The 15,015-nt window shown below is 63.1% G+C and carries 17 protein-coding genes; 11 read left to right on the forward strand and 6 right to left on the reverse strand.

Features of this window, described 5'->3' with window-relative positions; all coding sequences use genetic code 11:
• Positions 1–19: 19 nt before the first annotated feature.
• Together JI744_RS08950 and JI744_RS08955 are read right to left on the reverse strand one after the other, a co-directional pair.
• Positions 20–913 carry a LysR family transcriptional regulator gene (locus JI744_RS08950; protein WP_202659774.1) on the reverse strand — a complete coding sequence of 298 codons (894 nt, stop codon included), beginning with the start codon at positions 911–913 and terminating at the stop codon, positions 20–22.
• Positions 914–955: 42 nt separating this feature from the next.
• Positions 956–1,924: a papain-like cysteine protease family protein gene (locus JI744_RS08955; protein ID WP_202659776.1), complete on the reverse strand. Its 969-nt coding sequence runs from the start codon at positions 1,922–1,924 to the stop codon at positions 956–958.
• Positions 1,925–2,068: 144 nt separating this feature from the next.
• Here JI744_RS08955 and JI744_RS08960 point away from each other — a divergent pair, with 144 nt between their 5' ends.
• The 3 genes from JI744_RS08960 to JI744_RS08970 are packed head-to-tail and all read left to right on the forward strand — an operon-like array spanning position 2,069 to position 3,838.
• A complete protein-coding gene (locus JI744_RS08960; protein ID WP_202659778.1) occupies positions 2,069–2,869 on the forward strand; it encodes a S49 family peptidase in 801 nt (266 codons plus the stop codon).
• 1 nt (position 2,870) lies between these two features.
• Positions 2,871–3,062, forward strand: a complete 192-nt coding sequence (locus JI744_RS08965; protein ID WP_202659780.1) for a hypothetical protein — start codon at positions 2,871–2,873, stop codon at positions 3,060–3,062.
• Positions 3,059–3,838 (forward strand): SDR family oxidoreductase, encoded by a 780-nt coding sequence (locus tag JI744_RS08970; RefSeq protein WP_202659782.1) that lies wholly within the window; start codon positions 3,059–3,061, stop codon positions 3,836–3,838. The genes JI744_RS08965 and JI744_RS08970 overlap by 4 nt, the downstream gene beginning before the upstream one ends.
• Before the next feature lie 58 nt (positions 3,839–3,896).
• Here the strand turns inward: JI744_RS08970 and JI744_RS08975 are convergent, their stop codons facing one another.
• Positions 3,897–4,175: a hypothetical protein gene (locus JI744_RS08975; protein ID WP_202659784.1), complete on the reverse strand. Its 279-nt coding sequence runs from the start codon at positions 4,173–4,175 to the stop codon at positions 3,897–3,899.
• Here JI744_RS08975 and uvrC point away from each other — a divergent pair.
• Positions 4,149–6,005, forward strand: a complete 1,857-nt coding sequence (gene uvrC / locus JI744_RS08980; RefSeq protein ID WP_202659786.1) for an excinuclease ABC subunit UvrC — start codon at positions 4,149–4,151, stop codon at positions 6,003–6,005. The genes JI744_RS08975 and uvrC overlap by 27 nt on opposite strands.
• Positions 6,006–6,059: 54 nt before the next feature.
• Here the strand turns inward: uvrC and trhA are convergent, their stop codons facing one another.
• Positions 6,060–6,701 carry a PAQR family membrane homeostasis protein TrhA gene (trhA, locus tag JI744_RS08985; protein ID WP_202659794.1) on the reverse strand — a complete coding sequence of 214 codons (642 nt, stop codon included), beginning with the start codon at positions 6,699–6,701 and terminating at the stop codon, positions 6,060–6,062.
• Between the two features lie 132 nt (positions 6,702–6,833).
• On the opposite strand from trhA, the gene ppk2 reads away from it, so the two are divergent.
• The 4 genes from ppk2 (at position 6,834) to JI744_RS09005 (ending at position 9,182) form a co-directional block, all read left to right on the forward strand.
• Positions 6,834–7,751 carry a polyphosphate kinase 2 gene (gene ppk2, locus JI744_RS08990; protein ID WP_202659796.1) on the forward strand — a complete coding sequence of 306 codons (918 nt, stop codon included), beginning with the start codon at positions 6,834–6,836 and terminating at the stop codon, positions 7,749–7,751.
• A gap of 77 nt (positions 7,752–7,828) precedes the next feature.
• The gene (gene pgsA, locus JI744_RS08995; protein ID WP_202659798.1) at positions 7,829–8,491 is read left to right on the forward strand and encodes a CDP-diacylglycerol--glycerol-3-phosphate 3-phosphatidyltransferase; all 663 of its coding nucleotides are present in this window, start codon (positions 7,829–7,831) and stop codon (positions 8,489–8,491) included.
• Positions 8,491–8,739, forward strand: a complete 249-nt coding sequence (gene moaD, locus JI744_RS09000) for a molybdopterin converting factor subunit 1 (protein WP_202659800.1) — start codon at positions 8,491–8,493, stop codon at positions 8,737–8,739. Before pgsA ends, moaD begins: the two co-directional genes overlap by 1 nt.
• 2 nt (positions 8,740–8,741) lie before the next feature.
• On the forward strand, positions 8,742–9,182 hold the full coding sequence (locus tag JI744_RS09005) for a molybdenum cofactor biosynthesis protein MoaE (protein ID WP_202659802.1): 441 nt from the start codon (positions 8,742–8,744) through the stop codon (positions 9,180–9,182).
• Between the two features lie 4 nt (positions 9,183–9,186).
• On the opposite strand, the gene JI744_RS09010 is transcribed toward JI744_RS09005, so the two are convergent.
• Positions 9,187–10,170, reverse strand: coding sequence for a P1 family peptidase (locus tag JI744_RS09010; RefSeq protein ID WP_202660447.1), 984 nt, complete (start codon positions 10,168–10,170; stop codon positions 9,187–9,189).
• Positions 10,171–10,288: 118 nt separating this feature from the next.
• Between JI744_RS09010 and JI744_RS09015 the strand changes: the two genes are divergently transcribed.
• From JI744_RS09015 to pheT, 3 genes are all read left to right on the forward strand, one after another.
• The gene (locus tag JI744_RS09015; RefSeq protein WP_202659804.1) at positions 10,289–10,990 is read left to right on the forward strand and encodes an SDR family oxidoreductase; all 702 of its coding nucleotides are present in this window, start codon (positions 10,289–10,291) and stop codon (positions 10,988–10,990) included.
• Positions 10,991–10,993: 3 nt separating this feature from the next.
• Positions 10,994–11,647 (forward strand): glutathione S-transferase family protein, encoded by a 654-nt coding sequence (locus tag JI744_RS09020; RefSeq protein WP_202659806.1) that lies wholly within the window; start codon positions 10,994–10,996, stop codon positions 11,645–11,647.
• A 213-nt stretch (positions 11,648–11,860) separates the two neighbouring features.
• Positions 11,861–14,269 carry a phenylalanine--tRNA ligase subunit beta gene (pheT, locus tag JI744_RS09025; protein WP_202659808.1) on the forward strand — a complete coding sequence of 803 codons (2,409 nt, stop codon included), beginning with the start codon at positions 11,861–11,863 and terminating at the stop codon, positions 14,267–14,269.
• Here the strand turns inward: pheT and JI744_RS09030 are convergent, their stop codons facing one another.
• On the reverse strand, positions 14,270–14,980 hold the full coding sequence (locus JI744_RS09030; RefSeq protein WP_202659810.1) for a pyridoxamine 5'-phosphate oxidase family protein: 711 nt from the start codon (positions 14,978–14,980) through the stop codon (positions 14,270–14,272).
• Between the last annotated feature and the right edge of the window lie 35 nt (positions 14,981–15,015).

Below are 15,015 nucleotides of genomic sequence, written 5' to 3' on the forward strand. Positions count from 1 at the left end.
GCTTGATAGGAGTTTCCTATCAAACCTGCCGTGCACGGGCGGCAAAACGGTTAGCCTCATCGATCAGGGCCGACAGCACAGGGGTCTGCGGGTCGCGCCGGGGGTTGATCAGGCCCACCAGATGCTCGGCCTCGGGCTGCACTATGGGAATGGCGTGCAATCCGGCATCGGCGAAAATCTCTGCCAGACGCTTCGGCACGATGCTGGCCCATTGACCTGTGCGGACATGGGCGATCAGCGCGATGGTCGAGTTTGATTCCACCGTTGCCTGTACCCGCGCGCCCGCCTCGGCCAGATGGCGGTTGACGATGCGGCGGTTCTGCATGTCGGCGGTCAGCAGGCACAAGGATTCCTGCGCCACCTCGGCCCAGGTCACGCTGGGGCGCTGAAACATCGGCGAGGTGGCGGTACAAAGAAAGCGGTAGAATTCCTGATAAAGCGGCGTCTGCGTGACGCGGCCAAGGGGTTCGTTGTCCAGATAGGTGATGCCTGCATCCAGCTCCAGACTTTCCAGCCCCGACAGGATTTCCGCCGAGGTGCGCGACAGGATCGACACCTGAACATTCGGGTGGCGCTGGGCAAAGGGGGCGGTCAGATCGGCGATCATTGGCAGAGCGGTGGGAATGACCCCGATCCGCAAATTGCCCGAAAGGCCGGAATGCACGCTGCGCATCTCGTCCCGCAGGGCCCGCACATCGCCCACGATCCGCCGCGCCCAGTCCAGCACGCGCTGGCCCTCGGGCGTCAGTCCCTGATAGCGTGACCCGCGATAGACCAGTTGCACACCCAACTGATCCTCTAGTTGCCGGATGGCTGAGGACAGGCTGGGCTGCGTCACGCCGCAAGCCTCTGCCGCGCGGCCAAAGTGGCGCTCGTTGGCCAAGGCGATGAACATTTCCAGCCGGTCGATCATGCCCGGCAGGGTGAAGCGCCGGGCCGCCGATGGCAAGCGGTCTTAGTCGGCGCGAATGCCGGGCAGGGCCGAGGAATAGGCCACGATGAACTGCCCGTTCATCGGCTTGGTGGTGTAATAGTTCAGTGGTCTGACAATGTGCTTGCCGGTGAACTTGAACGGCGCACCCCCCTGTTTGGCCGAAAACATCGGGCTGCCCGCCACCATCGAAAACTCATAGGCCGCATTGCCCGCCGGATCGGGAAACCACGGCTCCATCACAGTGACGGTGGCCTTTGCCTCGTCATAGGCATGGATCACGTTGACATGCCCGCCCAAGGGGCCGCTGGCAAAGCCGATGATCATCGGAAACCGTCGCGCCTCGATGTATTTCTGTAATTTCGGTGCTGGAATCCGTTCCGCCCGCAGGGATGATTGCGAGGCGAAAAAGCTGACGATTCCGTCAAGTTGGATAGAGCCGTCGCGCAAGGTCACCCCGCCGCTGGCACCCAGAATGCTCATCTGGGTGCGGGTGGTCACATCGGGCACCGCGCGGGTCCACCACGCAAGACATGCGGCCCAGCAAGCCATCGGGTCAATTTGCCCCTCGGGTGGAATGTTCAGATCATTGCCGGGCATGGTGCCATCGGCCCGCGTTACCTGCACCTGCAAGATCACCGGCCCGAATCCGGCCCCGATGGGCATGGCGGGCAGGCCGTATTTTGCCTCGAACCCGCCAGGGGGCGGGGTAAAGCCCACGGTGATCAGCGTCGTGCCGATTTTCAACCCCTTGACCGTGGCGGTCCAGCGAATGCCGTTGCGACGGGGCGCAAAGGCCGTGTTGTCCACCACATTTGGGTCATTCGACAGCAACTCTATCGCCTGCGCTTGTCCCAAGGCCAGAACGTCAATGTCTCGGCTGCTGCCCACGGGCACCTGCAAGCGCCATACCGTCTGGCTGCCAGCCTCGGTGTCATAGCCCTTGGGGGCGGCGGTTTCAGGCTTGGCGCAGGTAATCCATGAGTTTGCCATGTGCGGTCCGAATATGGGGATGAAACCTGCGCGAGTGTCCGCCTCGCCCTGAAATCTGGCAAGGGGAGATATTCCTGACGCTGCGGGGATAAACGCCCCGGACTGACCATTGCGCATAGGCCAAGGGCGGCTTACCTCTGGGCCATGCGCATCAATCTTCCTTTTGTCAAAAAGCCCGCCGTGGTTCCGGTCATCCGTCTGCAAGGCGCCATCGGCACCGGCAGGAACGGCCTGTCCGATGCCGCCCTTGCCCCGGTGATCGACAAGTCCTTCCGCATGAAGCCTGCTGCGATTGCGCTGGTGATCAACTCTCCCGGCGGATCTGCGGTGCAATCCAGCCTGATTGCCGCCCGCATCCGGCGGCTGGCCGAGGAAAAGGGTGTTCCAGTTCACGCCTTTGTCGAGGATGTCGCGGCGTCGGGGGGCTATTGGCTGGCCTGTGCAGCCGATGACATCTGGGTCGATGCCTCGTCTCTGGTAGGCTCGATCGGGGTCATCTTTGCCTCGTTCGGCTTCCCCGAATTCCTGAGCCGCCACGGCGTTGAGCGCCGGGTCATCACGGCGGGCACCAACAAAAGCCTTGCCGACCCCTTTCTGCCGCAGCGCCCCGAGGATGTGGAGCGGCTGAAAGCGCTGCAAGGCCCGATCCATCAGGCCTTTATCGCCCATGTAAAGGCCCGGCGCGGCGCGCGGCTGACCCCCAGTGAACCGGGTGCCGACCTGTTCAATGCAGATGTCTGGGTAGGCCAGCAGGCGGTTGACCTTGGCCTTGCCGACGGTCTTGCCCATCTGGTGCCCAAGATGCAGCAGCTTTACGGCGCAAAGGCGCGCTTGGTGCCGATGGGGCGCAGGCGGGGCCTGTTGTCGCGCTTTGGCCTGACGCTTGCGCAGGATGCCATGGCGATGGCCGAGGAGCGCGCCCTGTTCGCAAGGTTCGGGCTATAGCATGGTCAAGGCGGTTCTGGGCTTTCTGTTGATCATGGTGCTGATCGGGATGATCGGTAACGCTCTGACGAACGGTTGGCTGAAGGGGTTCCTGACGCGCAAGGCCAGTCGCGGTATGGTCGATACCTGTCCGCGCTGCGGGCGCTATCTGATCGGCAAGTCGGGGTGCGATTGCGGAAAGAGGCGGGGATGACGGCAGCACTGGTTACCGGGGCGGGTAAGCGGCTTGGCCGCGCCATGGCGGTCTATCTGGCTGGCCGTGGCCATGATGTGGCCATTCACTACGCTACCTCGCGGGATGAGGCAGAAGAGACCGCCGCACAGGTTCGCGCACTGGGCCGCAAGGCCACAAGCTTGCAAGCCGACCTGCTGGATGAGGCGCAGGTTCTGCGGCTGATCCCCGATGCGGTTGCGTCACTGGGGCAACCGCTGACTGTGCTGGTCAACAACGCCTCGATCTTTGAATATGACAATATCACCACCGCCACCCGCGCCGGTTGGGACCGTCATATGGAATCAAACCTGCGCGCGCCCTTTGTGCTGACGCAGGCCTTTGCCAAACAGGCGCCCGCGCCGAGTTTGGATGAAAACGCAGAACCCGTGGCGCAGGCGCTGGTGGTCAACATGCTGGATCAGCGGGTGTGGAAGCTGACGCCCGAATTCATGACCTATACCCTTGCCAAAATGGGCCTTTGGGCGCTGACCCAAACCGCCGCGCAGGCGCTGGCCCCTGCCGTGCGCGTCAACGGCATCGGCCCCGGCCCCACCTTGCGCGGCGGGCGGCAATCGGAAACCCACTTTGCCCGTCAGCGTGCGGCAACCGTGTTGAAGCGCGGGTCAAACCCCGCCGATATCACCGCGGCGCTTGGATTTTTCCTGGATAGTCCGGGTGTCACGGGTCAGATGATCGCGGTAGATGGTGGCCAGCATCTGGCCTGGCAAACCCCTGATATTCTGGGGGTTGAGTGACCGTCCGTCACCTAGCTGCGGCGACTTGTCCACTTTTCACATCCGGGTCACGCCCATGTTACAAATCTTGTGATTTTTCAGTCCCTTGCCAGACGATCAAAATTCTTCCTTTTATTTTCAATTGGTTATAGTTTTGCTTATTTTTTGTGCAATGCAACGAACGGGCCAAAATACAAGGGAAATTTGCCTCTCCTGAAAACTTCTCCGCAAACTTATCCACAGAAACCGTGGACAGCTTTCCTCTTGCCCCTGAACCCGCGACATTGCAGCCAAGGACAAGAATCGAGACATCTGCAAAGCAGGCTTTGGCATGACCGAAACACCCCTTACGGGCCATGATCTCATTCAGGATTATCTGAAGACGCTGGATGGTTCGCCCGGCGTCTACCGCATGCTGAATGCGGCGTCCGAGGTGCTTTATGTCGGCAAGGCCCGCAACCTGCGGGCGCGGGTGTCGAACTATGCGCGGCCGTCGGGCCATTCGGGGCGTATCGCCCGGATGATCCATGAAACCGCCAGCATGATGTTCCTGACCACGCGCACAGAGGTAGAGGCGCTGCTTCTGGAACAGAACCTGATCAAGCAGCTCAAGCCGCGCTACAATGTGCTGATGCGGGACGACAAAAGCTTCCCGAATATCCTCATCAGTGGTGAACACGCCTTTCCCCAGATCAAAAAGCACCGCGGCGCGAAAAAGGAAAAGGGCGCCTATTTCGGCCCATTTGCCAGCGCGGGCGCGGTGAACCGCACGCTGAACCAGTTGCAAAAGGTGTTCCTGCTGCGCAACTGCTCGAACGCGATGTTCGAAAGCCGCACGCGCCCCTGCCTGCAATTCCAGATCAAGCGCTGTTCCGCGCCCTGCGTCGGCCGCATCAGCGAACAGGGCTATGGTGAGCTGGTCTCCGACGCCAAGCTGTTTCTCGAAGGCAAAAGCACAAATGTGCAGGCCGATCTTGCCAAACAGATGGCCGAGGCCAGCGACGGGATGGAGTTTGAACGCGCCGCCGCCCTGCGCGACCGCATCCGCGCGCTGACGGCGGTGCAATCCTCGCAAGGCATCAATCCGCGCGGCGTGGCCGAGGCGGATGTGGTGGCGGTTCATCTTGATCACGGGCAGGCCTGTGTTCAGGTGTTCTTCATCCGCGCGCATCAAAGCTGGGGCAACCGCGATTTCTACCCCCGCACCCCGGCAGGGGCCGAAGAGCCGGAAATCCTCGAAGCGTTCCTGACCCAGTTTTATGACGACAAGGAACCGCCTCGGCTGATCCTGCTGTCCCACCCCGTCGAAAACCCCGATCTGGTGGCCGAGGCGCTGTCGGACCGCGCGGACCGCAAGGTTGAACTGGCCGTTCCCCAGCGTGGTGAAAAGGCCGAGCTGGTCGAGAACGCTACCCGCAACGCCCGCGAAAGCCTGGCGCGGCGGATGTCGGAAAGCAGTACGCAGAACAAGCTGCTGCAAGGGTTGGCTGATGCCTTTGATCTTGATGGTCCGCCGCAGCGGATCGAGGTCTATGATAACGCCCATATTCAGGGCAGCGACGCCGTGGGTGGCATGATCGTGGCCGGGGCCGAGGGCTTCCTGAAATCCCAATACCGCAAGTTCAACATCCGGTCCGAGGCGGGCCGGAACTCCGACGACTTCGGAATGATGCGAGAGGTCATGACCCGCCGCTTCGAACGCCTGCTGAAGGAAGACCCCGAAAGGAAAACCGACGCCTGGCCCGACCTTCTCTTGATCGACGGGGGCGCGGGGCAGGTTTCTGCCGTGGGCGGCATCCTGTCGGAACTGGGGGTCGATGACATCGCCATGATCGGCGTCGCCAAGGGCATCGACCGTGATGCCGGCAAGGAAGAATTCTACCGCGAAGGTCAGCCGCCCTTTGCCCTGCAAAGGAATGACCCGGTCCTCTACTTCATCCAGCGCCTGCGGGATGAGGCGCACCGCTGGGCCAACGGTGCCCACCGCGCCAAACGCGCCAAGGCCGTTGGCGTTACCCCGCTGGATGAAATTCCCGGTGTTGGCGCCACAAGAAAACGCGCCCTTCTGGCCCATTTCGGCAGCGCCAAGGCGGTGTCCCGCGCTGCCTTGCCGGACCTGATGGCAGTGCCCGGCATTTCAGAGGCGATGGCCGAAACCGTCTACAACTTCTTCCATACGGCGGGCTGATCTTCCTCTTGGCGAAAATACTCCACGGGGGTGCGGGGGTGTGAAACCCCCGCTTCAGCCGGTCACCACCTGCACCACCACGGCCGAATAAAACACCATCGACGCCGCCAGCACGAAAACATGCCAGATCGTGTAATGAAACGGCAGCCGCTCCCACAGGTAAAACACCACGCCAGCGGTATATAGCAGCCCGCCCACCATCATCAGCACCACCACAGCGCCGGGCAGCGCGGCAAGCAGGTCACCGCCCGCCACAAATCCGGCCCATCCCATCCCCAGATACAGCGCCAGCGCTGCCACCCGGAACCGCGCGGGCGAGATGGCCTTCAGGATCACCCCGGCAATGGCCGCCACCCACAGCACCCCGGTCAGCAGCCATCCCTGACCCGAGATCAGCGCAAAGGGCGTATAGGTGCCCGCGATTTTCAGATAGATCGCCGAATGGTCCAGCCGCCGCAGCAACCAGCCCCAATCGGGCCGCGAGATCATGTTATAAAGCGCCGAACACAGGATCATGCCCACCAGCGTTGCGCCATAAACCGCCGTGCCTACCACCGCAGGCGCATCGCCCCGCAGCATCGCCGCCAGCACGATAAGAACCGGCACTGCCCCCACCACCACAACCAACCCGGCAATATGCACCACCGCGTCCGAAAGACGCTCTGCCGGGGAGTAAAGGGTGCGGGGCTGCAACATGCGCCAAGGCTAGGCCAGCCCGCTGCGCCCCGCAATCAAAGCCTTTGTGACAGACGCAACGTACGCGCCCTTCATTGACGCAAAACCTTCACATCCCGCCGCTAACACCGCCCCTGAAACCCGGAGGCTGCCATGACCCAGATCGATACCACATTTGCGAAGGACTGGCTGGCCGATGAACTGGCCGATGTGCTGGATGAGGATTATGAGCTGGAAATCGAAGACGCGACCCTCTCGCGCGAGATTGCCCGCATCTACAAGGACAAGCATCCCGATTCGCTGGACCGCCGGGTCTATCTGTCCAACCTCATTCACCTTCAGGCCGAGCTGATCAAGTTGCAGGACTGGGTTGTCCATACCAAACAAAAGATCGTCGTCATCTTCGAAGGCCGCGATTCGGCCGGCAAGGGCGGCGTGATCAAGCGCATCAGCCAGCGGCTGAACCCCCGCGTCGTGCGCACCGTGGCCCTGCCCGCACCATCCGACCGCGAGCGCAGCCAGTGGTACTTTCAGCGCTATGTGCCCCATTTGCCCGCAGGCGGTGAAATCGTCCTCTTTGACCGCAGCTGGTATAACCGCGCGGGGGTAGAGCGGGTGATGGGCTTTGCCGATGAAGATCAGGTCGAACAGTTCTTCAACGACGCCCCCGAATTTGAACGCATGTTGCTGCGCTCTGGCATCATTCTGGCGAAATACTGGTTCTCGATCACCGATCAGGAACAGCAGATGCGCTTCCTCATGCGGATTCACGATCCGATGAAGCAATGGAAACTCTCACCGATGGACCTGCAATCCCGTGTCCGGTGGGAGCAGTATACCAAAGCCAAGGAAGAGATGTTTGAACGCACCAACATCCCCGAGGCCCCTTGGTACATCGTCGAAGGCAATGACAAAAAGCGCGCACGCCTGAACTGCATCCAGCACTTCCTGTCGCTGATCCCCTATCAGCCCGTCCCGCATGAAGAAATCCGGCTGCCGGAACGCGTGTTCAACCCCGATTACGAACGCGCCACCCTGCCGCCGGAACTGTACGTCCCACAAAAATTCTAGGCGGCGACGGACTGGCCCTTGCCGCGCGTAGAAATTCAGCACTTCCTTTCGCTGCGTTTTCGGCTACCAATCCGCCCATGATCTGGAACATTCCCAACACGCTCACCTTCCTCCGGTTGCTGGCAGCTCCGGGGGTTGCGGTGATGTTTTTGTACTTCCACCGCCCCTGGGCCGACTGGTTTGCGCTGACCCTGTTTGTTGGGGCCGCCATCACTGACTGGTTCGACGGCTATCTGGCCCGGCTTTGGAAGCAGGAATCCAAGTTCGGCGCCATGCTTGACCCGATCGCCGACAAGGCGATGGTGCTGATCGCGATCATGGTACTGACCGGCTATAACGGCATGAATCCCTGGCTGATCTTGCCTGCAACCATCATTTTCTTCCGCGAAGTCAGCGTATCGGGCTTGCGCGAATACCTGGGCCCCGCTGTCGGCACGCTCAAGGTGACCAAGCTGGCAAAGTGGAAAACCACGGCGCAGATGGTGGCGATTGCCGCGTTGTTCCTTGGAACCGGGCTGGAATACCTCAATGGTGTCAAGATGCACGGCATGACGCCCGAGCAATATACCGATGCCGTAGCCGCCGGTCTGGCCGACCCGATCCGCGCCTGCGGCAAACGCGACTGTGCATCTGTGGCGGGCGATGTCGGCCTGGTGCTGATCTGGATCGCTGCCGTTCTGACGGCCATCACCGGCTGGGAATATTTCCGCAAGGCGCTGCCCTTCCTGAAGGACAAGTGATGATTGAGGTCCGTTATTTCGCCTGGCTGCGCGAACGCATCGGCACCAACCGCGAGGCGGTCCAGACGCAGGCGGCCACGGTGGCCGACCTCGTGGCCGAACTGGTGGCGCGCAGCGAAGGCCATGCGCTTGCCTTCGAGGATCGCAAGAGCCTGCGGGTCGCGGTTGATCAGGAACTGGCCGACTTTGCTGCCCCCTTGTCCGGCGTGCGCGAGGTGGCTTTTTTCCCGCCGATGACAGGGGGCTAGGCATGCGGCTTTCGGTGCAAGAGGCGCCTTTTGATTTCGGCACCGAAGCCGGGGCCTTTGCTGCCGCCGTTCAGGGTGCCGGTGCGGTCGTAACCTTTACCGGCCTTGTGCGCGACGAAGGCGGCAGGCTGTCGGTGATGGAGATCGAACATTACCCCGGCATGACCGAAACCGCGATTGCCGCGATGATGGATCAGGCGCAGGCGCGCTTCAAACTGGCCGACGCGCTGGTGATCCACCGCCATGGCCGTCTTGCTGCGGGCGAGGCGATCATGATGGTCGCAACCGCAGCACCCCACCGCGCCGATGCCTTTGCGGCAGCCGAGTTCCTGATGGATTATCTTAAATCCCGCGCGCCATTCTGGAAAAAAGAAATCGGCCCGGACGGCGCGGAATGGGTCGCCGCCAAGGACGTGGACGAGGACGCCTTGAAGCGCTGGTAAGCGCCTAGCGAAAGCGTCCTTGCCAATCCGCCTGCATCCCCAGTCCCCGCGCCTCATAAACCCCCCGCGCGATGGCCCGCGACAGGCAGACCGCTGCGGCATGGCCCAACAGGAACTGGTCTACCACGGGGTCCGCCAAAGGCCTTTCGCCTGTTGCCGCCGCAAAGACCAGATCGCCATCCAGCAGCGTGTGTGACGGCACCAGCGCCCGCGCCATCCCGTCCTGCGCCGCCACGGCCAGCCGCGTCGCCTGTGCCTGTGTCAGTGCGGCATCGGTTGCGATGATGGCAATGGTGGTCGCCTCTCCCAGCCGCTTTCCCGGCAAAGGCGCGTTTGGCGCGGCCGGTGCGGGGCAGGGGCCAAGCCCGCCGAATTCCCCCTCCATCTCCCAAGGTGCTGACCAGAACCACGGCCCATCGCCCACCACCGCCGAGCCAAGCGCATTCACCGCCACCAGCGCCCCAACGGTAAACCCCGATGGCAAGACGCAAGAGGCTGATCCCAGCCCGCCCTTCAGTGTCGCGGTCGTCGCCCCGTATCCCGCCCCCGTCGTGCCAAGGGCAAACTCCGCCGCCGCCACCTCCAGCGCCTTCAGCCCCAGCTTGTAATAAGGATTGCGTGCCCACTTCTTGTTCCCGCCATTCAACAGGTCGAACAGGATCGCCCCCGGCACGATCGGCACCCGCTGCCCGCCCACATCGAACCCGCGCCCCAGCGTGCGCAAGCCATCGGCCACGCCCGAACAGGCATCCAGCCCAAAGGCCGACCCGCCAGACAGGACCAGCGCATCCACCTCTTGCACCAACCTTTCGGGCGCCAGCAGGTCGGTTTCCCGCGTGCCCGGCGCACCACCCATCACCGAAACCGCCGCCACAAAGGGCCGGTCCCCCACCAGCACTGTCGCCCCGCTGCGCAACGCGGCATCGCTGGCATTGCCCACCCGCAACCCCGCCACATCGGTAATCAGGTTCCGCGCACCCTGTTTCATCTTCATCTTGGCCCAAATATCCTCGGGGGTAAGGCCGCAGGCCCAAGGGGGCAGACAGCCCCCTTTCCCCGCCCGTCACAGGCGCTATGGTTGCCACGGTAGCGGCAAGGAGGCAGCGATGCAAAAGGTTGCGGTGATCACGGCGGGCGGCTCTGGCATGGGGGCGGCTGCGGCGCGGCGGCTGGCAGCCGATGGCTATCAGGTGGCGATCCTGTCCTCTTCGGGCAAGGGAGAGGCACTGGCCCGCGAATTGGGCGGAGTGGGCATCACCGGTTCGAACCAGTCGAACGACGATGTGAAACGCCTGATCGAAGCCACGATGGACCGCTTTGGCCGCATTGATGCGCTGGTCAACAGTGCCGGCCACGGCCCCCGCGCCGCACTGCTCGATATCACCGACGAGGGCTGGCATCAGGGCATCGACATCTATTTCCTGTCCGCCGTTCGCCCCATCCGCCTTGTCACCCCGATCATGGAGGCGCAGGGCACCGGCGGTGCCATCGTCAACATCACCACCTTCGCCACATTCGAGCCCGACCCCGCCTTTCCCACCTCGGGCGTCGCTCGCGCGGGCCTTGCCGCCTTTACCAAGCTCTTCGCCGACAAATATGCCCCCCAAGGCATCCGGCTGAACAACGTCCTGCCGGGCTTCATCGACAGCTTGCCCGAAAAGGAAGAGTTCCGCGCCCGCATCCCGATGGGCCGCTATGGCAAGGCGCAGGAAATCGCGGCGACCGTCAGCTTTCTGTGTTCCGAAGGCGCAGGCTATATCACCGGCCAGAACCTGCGGGTCGATGGCGGCATCACAAGGTCGGTCTAGGCCATGTCTTGCACCATCACTGCGATTGAACACTCCCCCGACCGGGGCAGGGGCCTTGCGCGCGACATGCGGGTGCGCTGGGCGCTGGAAGAACTGGGCCTGCCCTATGAGGTGCGCCTGCTGTCCTTTGCCGAGATGAAGGAACCCGCGCATCTGGCGCTGAATCCCTTTGGTCAAATCCCCACCCTGCAAGAGGGTGATCTGGCCCTGTTTGAATCCGGTGCAATCATTCTGCACCTTGCCGGGCAGTTTCCGGGCCTGCTGCCCCAACAGGCCAATGCCCGCGCCCGTGCCATCGCATGGATGTTCGCCGCCCTGAACACCGTGGAACCCCCCATTGTCGAATGGTCGATGGCGCGCATCCTTGAAAGCAAGGAGACGTGGTTCGACCAGCGTCAGCCGATGCTGGTCGAACGCATCCGAAGCCGGCTGGCGGCCCTTTCCGCCCGCCTTGGTGATGCCGAATGGCTTGATGGCGGCTTCAGCGCAGGTGACCTCCTCATGGTCACCGTGCTGATGCGGCTGGGCGCGTCGGATCTGGTCGAAGAACACCCGAACCTTGCCGCCTATATGGCCCGTGCCAAGGCACGACCTGCATTCCAGCGCGCCTTTGCCGCACAACTGGCGGTCTATCAGGCCAGTGCTGCGCAAGGCTGACTAGCGCCGCCGCTCTGCCCTTGCGGCGAAAAACGCCAGCACCACCATGGCCATCAGCCACAACAGGCTTGGCTTTGGCTTGCGGTTTTTCGGAATGTCCAGATTCGGGTCCATCCCCTGACCCTAACACAGCTTGCCCCGCTTCCCCTTTGCGGCATTTCGCGCTAATCCCCATCCCGACCCGATATTTGCCGAAACCGGAAGGCCAGACCGATGAAATTCACGCTCTCGTGGCTCAAGGATCACCTCGATACCACCGCTTCGGTGGACGACATCGCCTATGCCCTGACCGATCTGGGGCTGGAGGTGGAAGAGATCACCAACCCCGCCGCGCGTCTGACCGCCTTTACCCTCGCCAAAGTGACCGAGGCCGTGCAGCACCCCGATGCTGACCGGCTGCGGGTCTGCAAGGTGATGACGGATGAGGGCGAAAAGCAGATTGTCTGCGGTGCGCCGAACGCGCGGGCCGGGATCACCGTGGTTCTGGCCAAGCCCGGCGATTATGTGCCCGGCATCGACGTGACGCTGGGGGTGGGCAAGATCCGCGGCATCGAATCCCACGGCATGATGTGTTCGGAACGCGAGCTGGAGCTGTCCGACGAGCACAACGGCATCATCGAACTCCCTTCGGGTGAGGTGGGCCAGAAATTCACCGACTGGCTGGCGACGAACAACCCCGGCGCGGTCGATCCGATGTTCCATATCAAGATCACCCCCAACCGCCCCGATGCCCTTGGCGTGCGTGGCGTGGCGCGGGATCTTGCCGCGCGGGGTCTGGGCACGCTGAAACCGCTGCCTGCGGTAAAGGTGGCGGGCACCTTCCCCTCGCCCATCGGCATGACGCTGGCGCCCGAAGTGGCCGAAAGGGCCTGCCCGCATTTCCTTGGCCGCGTTATTCGCGGCGTCAAGAACGGCCCTTCCCCCGCCTGGCTGCAACAGCGGCTCAAGGCGATTGGCCTGCGCCCGATTTCGGTGCTGGTGGATATCACCAACCTGTTCACCTTTGACCTGAACCGCCCGCTGCATGTGTTCGATGCGGCCAAGGTGAAGGGCAATCTGGTGGTGCGTTCAGCGCAGGAAGGCGAAAGCCTGCTGGCCTTGGACGGCAAGACCTATGCCCTGCAACCGGGCATGACGATCATCGCCGATGACCATGGCGTCGAATCCCTTGGCGGCGTGATGGGCGGCGAAGCCTCGGGCTGTTCTGACGACACCACGGATGTGTTCCTTGAAGCCGCCTATTTCGACCCGATCCGCACCGCCACCACGGGCCGCGCGCTGAAAATCAACTCGGATGCCCGCTATCGCTTTGAACGCGGCATCGACCCGGCCTTCACGGCGGAGGGGATCGAGCGGGCGACGCAATTGATCCTTGATCTCTGCGGCGGCGAAGCCTCGGAGCTGGTCATCGCGGGCAAGGCGCCGGATACCACCCGCGCCTATCGCCTCGATACCGCCCGCCTGATCAGCCTTGTCGGCATGGACATCCCCCCCGCCACCCAACGTGCCACGCTGGAGGCGCTGGGCTTCACCCTGAACGGTGACATGGCGACCCCGCCTTCGTGGCGCCCCGATGTGCTGGGCGAGGCCGATCTGGTTGAAGAGGTCGCCCGCATCGCGTCGCTGACCAAGCTGGAAGGCAAGCCCCTGACCCGCGCCACGGCGGGCGTGCTGCGGCCCATCCTGACGCCCATCCAGATGCGGGAAAAGGCGGCGCGGCGCACGATTGCCGCCTTGGGTTACAACGAATGCGTGACCTATTCCTTCATCGACGAAGGGGCTGCGAAACTGTTCGGTGGCGGCACCGATGCCGTGCGTGTGGACAACCCGATTTCCTCGGAAATGACCCATCTGCGGCCAGACCTCTTGCCTGGCCTGTTGCGCGCCGCCGCCCGCAATCAGGCGCGCGGCTTTGCCGATCTGGCGCTGGCTGAAATCGGTCCGGTCTTTGCCGGTGGTGAACCGGGCGAGCAGGCATTGCACGCGACCGGCCTGCTGGTCGGTTCTTCGGCCCCGCGCGACCCCTATGGCAGCCGTCGCCCTGTCGATGTGTTCGACGCCAAGGCGGATGTGGAGGCGGTTCTGGCCGCCCTTGGTGCGCCTGCCCGCGTGCAGGTGGGCCGCAAGGTTGCAGGCTGGTGGCACCCGGGCCGCTCGGGCGCAATCGGCCTTGGGCCGAATGTCATGGCGACATTTGGTGAGGTTCACCCCAAGGTTCTGGCCGAAATGGGCGTGAAAGGCCCGGCGGTGGCTTTCACCGTTCTGGTTGCCGCCGTGCCTTTCCCCAAGGTGAAAACCCCCACCCGGCCCGCGCTGACCATCAGCGACCTGCAAGCGGTGGACCGCGATTTCGCCTTTGTGGTGGATAAAGGGGTCGAGGCGTTGACGGCGGTTCAGGCCGCCCAAGGCGCCGACAAGGTGCTGATCGAAAGCGTTCGGGTGTTCGACCAGTTCACCGGCGACAAGGCCGAGGCGCAGATGGGCCCCGGCAAGAAATCCATCGCCCTGACGGTGCGCCTGCAACCCACGACCGCGACCCTGACCGATGCCGATATTGAGGCGGTGTCGAAAAAGATCGTCGAAAAGGTCACCAAGGCCACCGGCGGCACGTTGCGGGGCTGATCAGCCCCGCGCGTAAACCTCTTGCGTCTCGGCCAGCGCCTGATCCAGGCGGCGACCGGGAACATAGGGAGCAAGATCGGCCCCCATGACCAGCCCCGGCAACAGCGCCGGGCTGGCCACCGGCGCACCCAGAACCGTCGTCACCGGAATGACCCCGACCCAGACCGGATGGTTGCCGTCCTCCTCATCATCGCCGACGCCCTTGGCGCGGATCTTGGCCGAGGCTTCGGCAATCTCCATCCGGATCACAGCTGTCGCCTTCACCTCTTGCGGGGTGATCGCGCGCAAGCTGGCGCTGCGACCGGGATAGAACCGATCCGTCGCGGCGATAAGCTGCGCCAGCTTCTCTTCGGGGTCAGTTACTAGTTCAGTGGTGCCAAAGCACATGGCCGACCGGTAATTGGCCGAATGGTTGAACCCCGACCGCGCCAGAACCAGCCCGTCCAGATGTGACACCACAACACAAGCCTGCACTCCGGTGGCCAGATGCCGTATCATCCGGCTGGCCGAAGACCCGTGCCAGTAAAGCATCGTCCCTTCACGCCAGATCAGCGTGGGGGTGCAGAACGGCTGACCGTCCAGCACATATGACACATGCGCCAGCATCGCGGCATCCAGAATGCCATGCACCGTCGCGTGGTCATAACTGCCCCGCTCATGCACCCGCTTGACGCGGTTTCTGGGGGAAACGGGATAGCTTTGCTCGGTCATGGTCTTGCCTTTCGGAGGGGATTGGCCCAGCGATA

Source organism: Fuscibacter oryzae (genome assembly GCF_016765795.1).
Lineage (GTDB): Bacteria > Pseudomonadota > Alphaproteobacteria > Rhodobacterales > Rhodobacteraceae > Fuscibacter > Fuscibacter oryzae.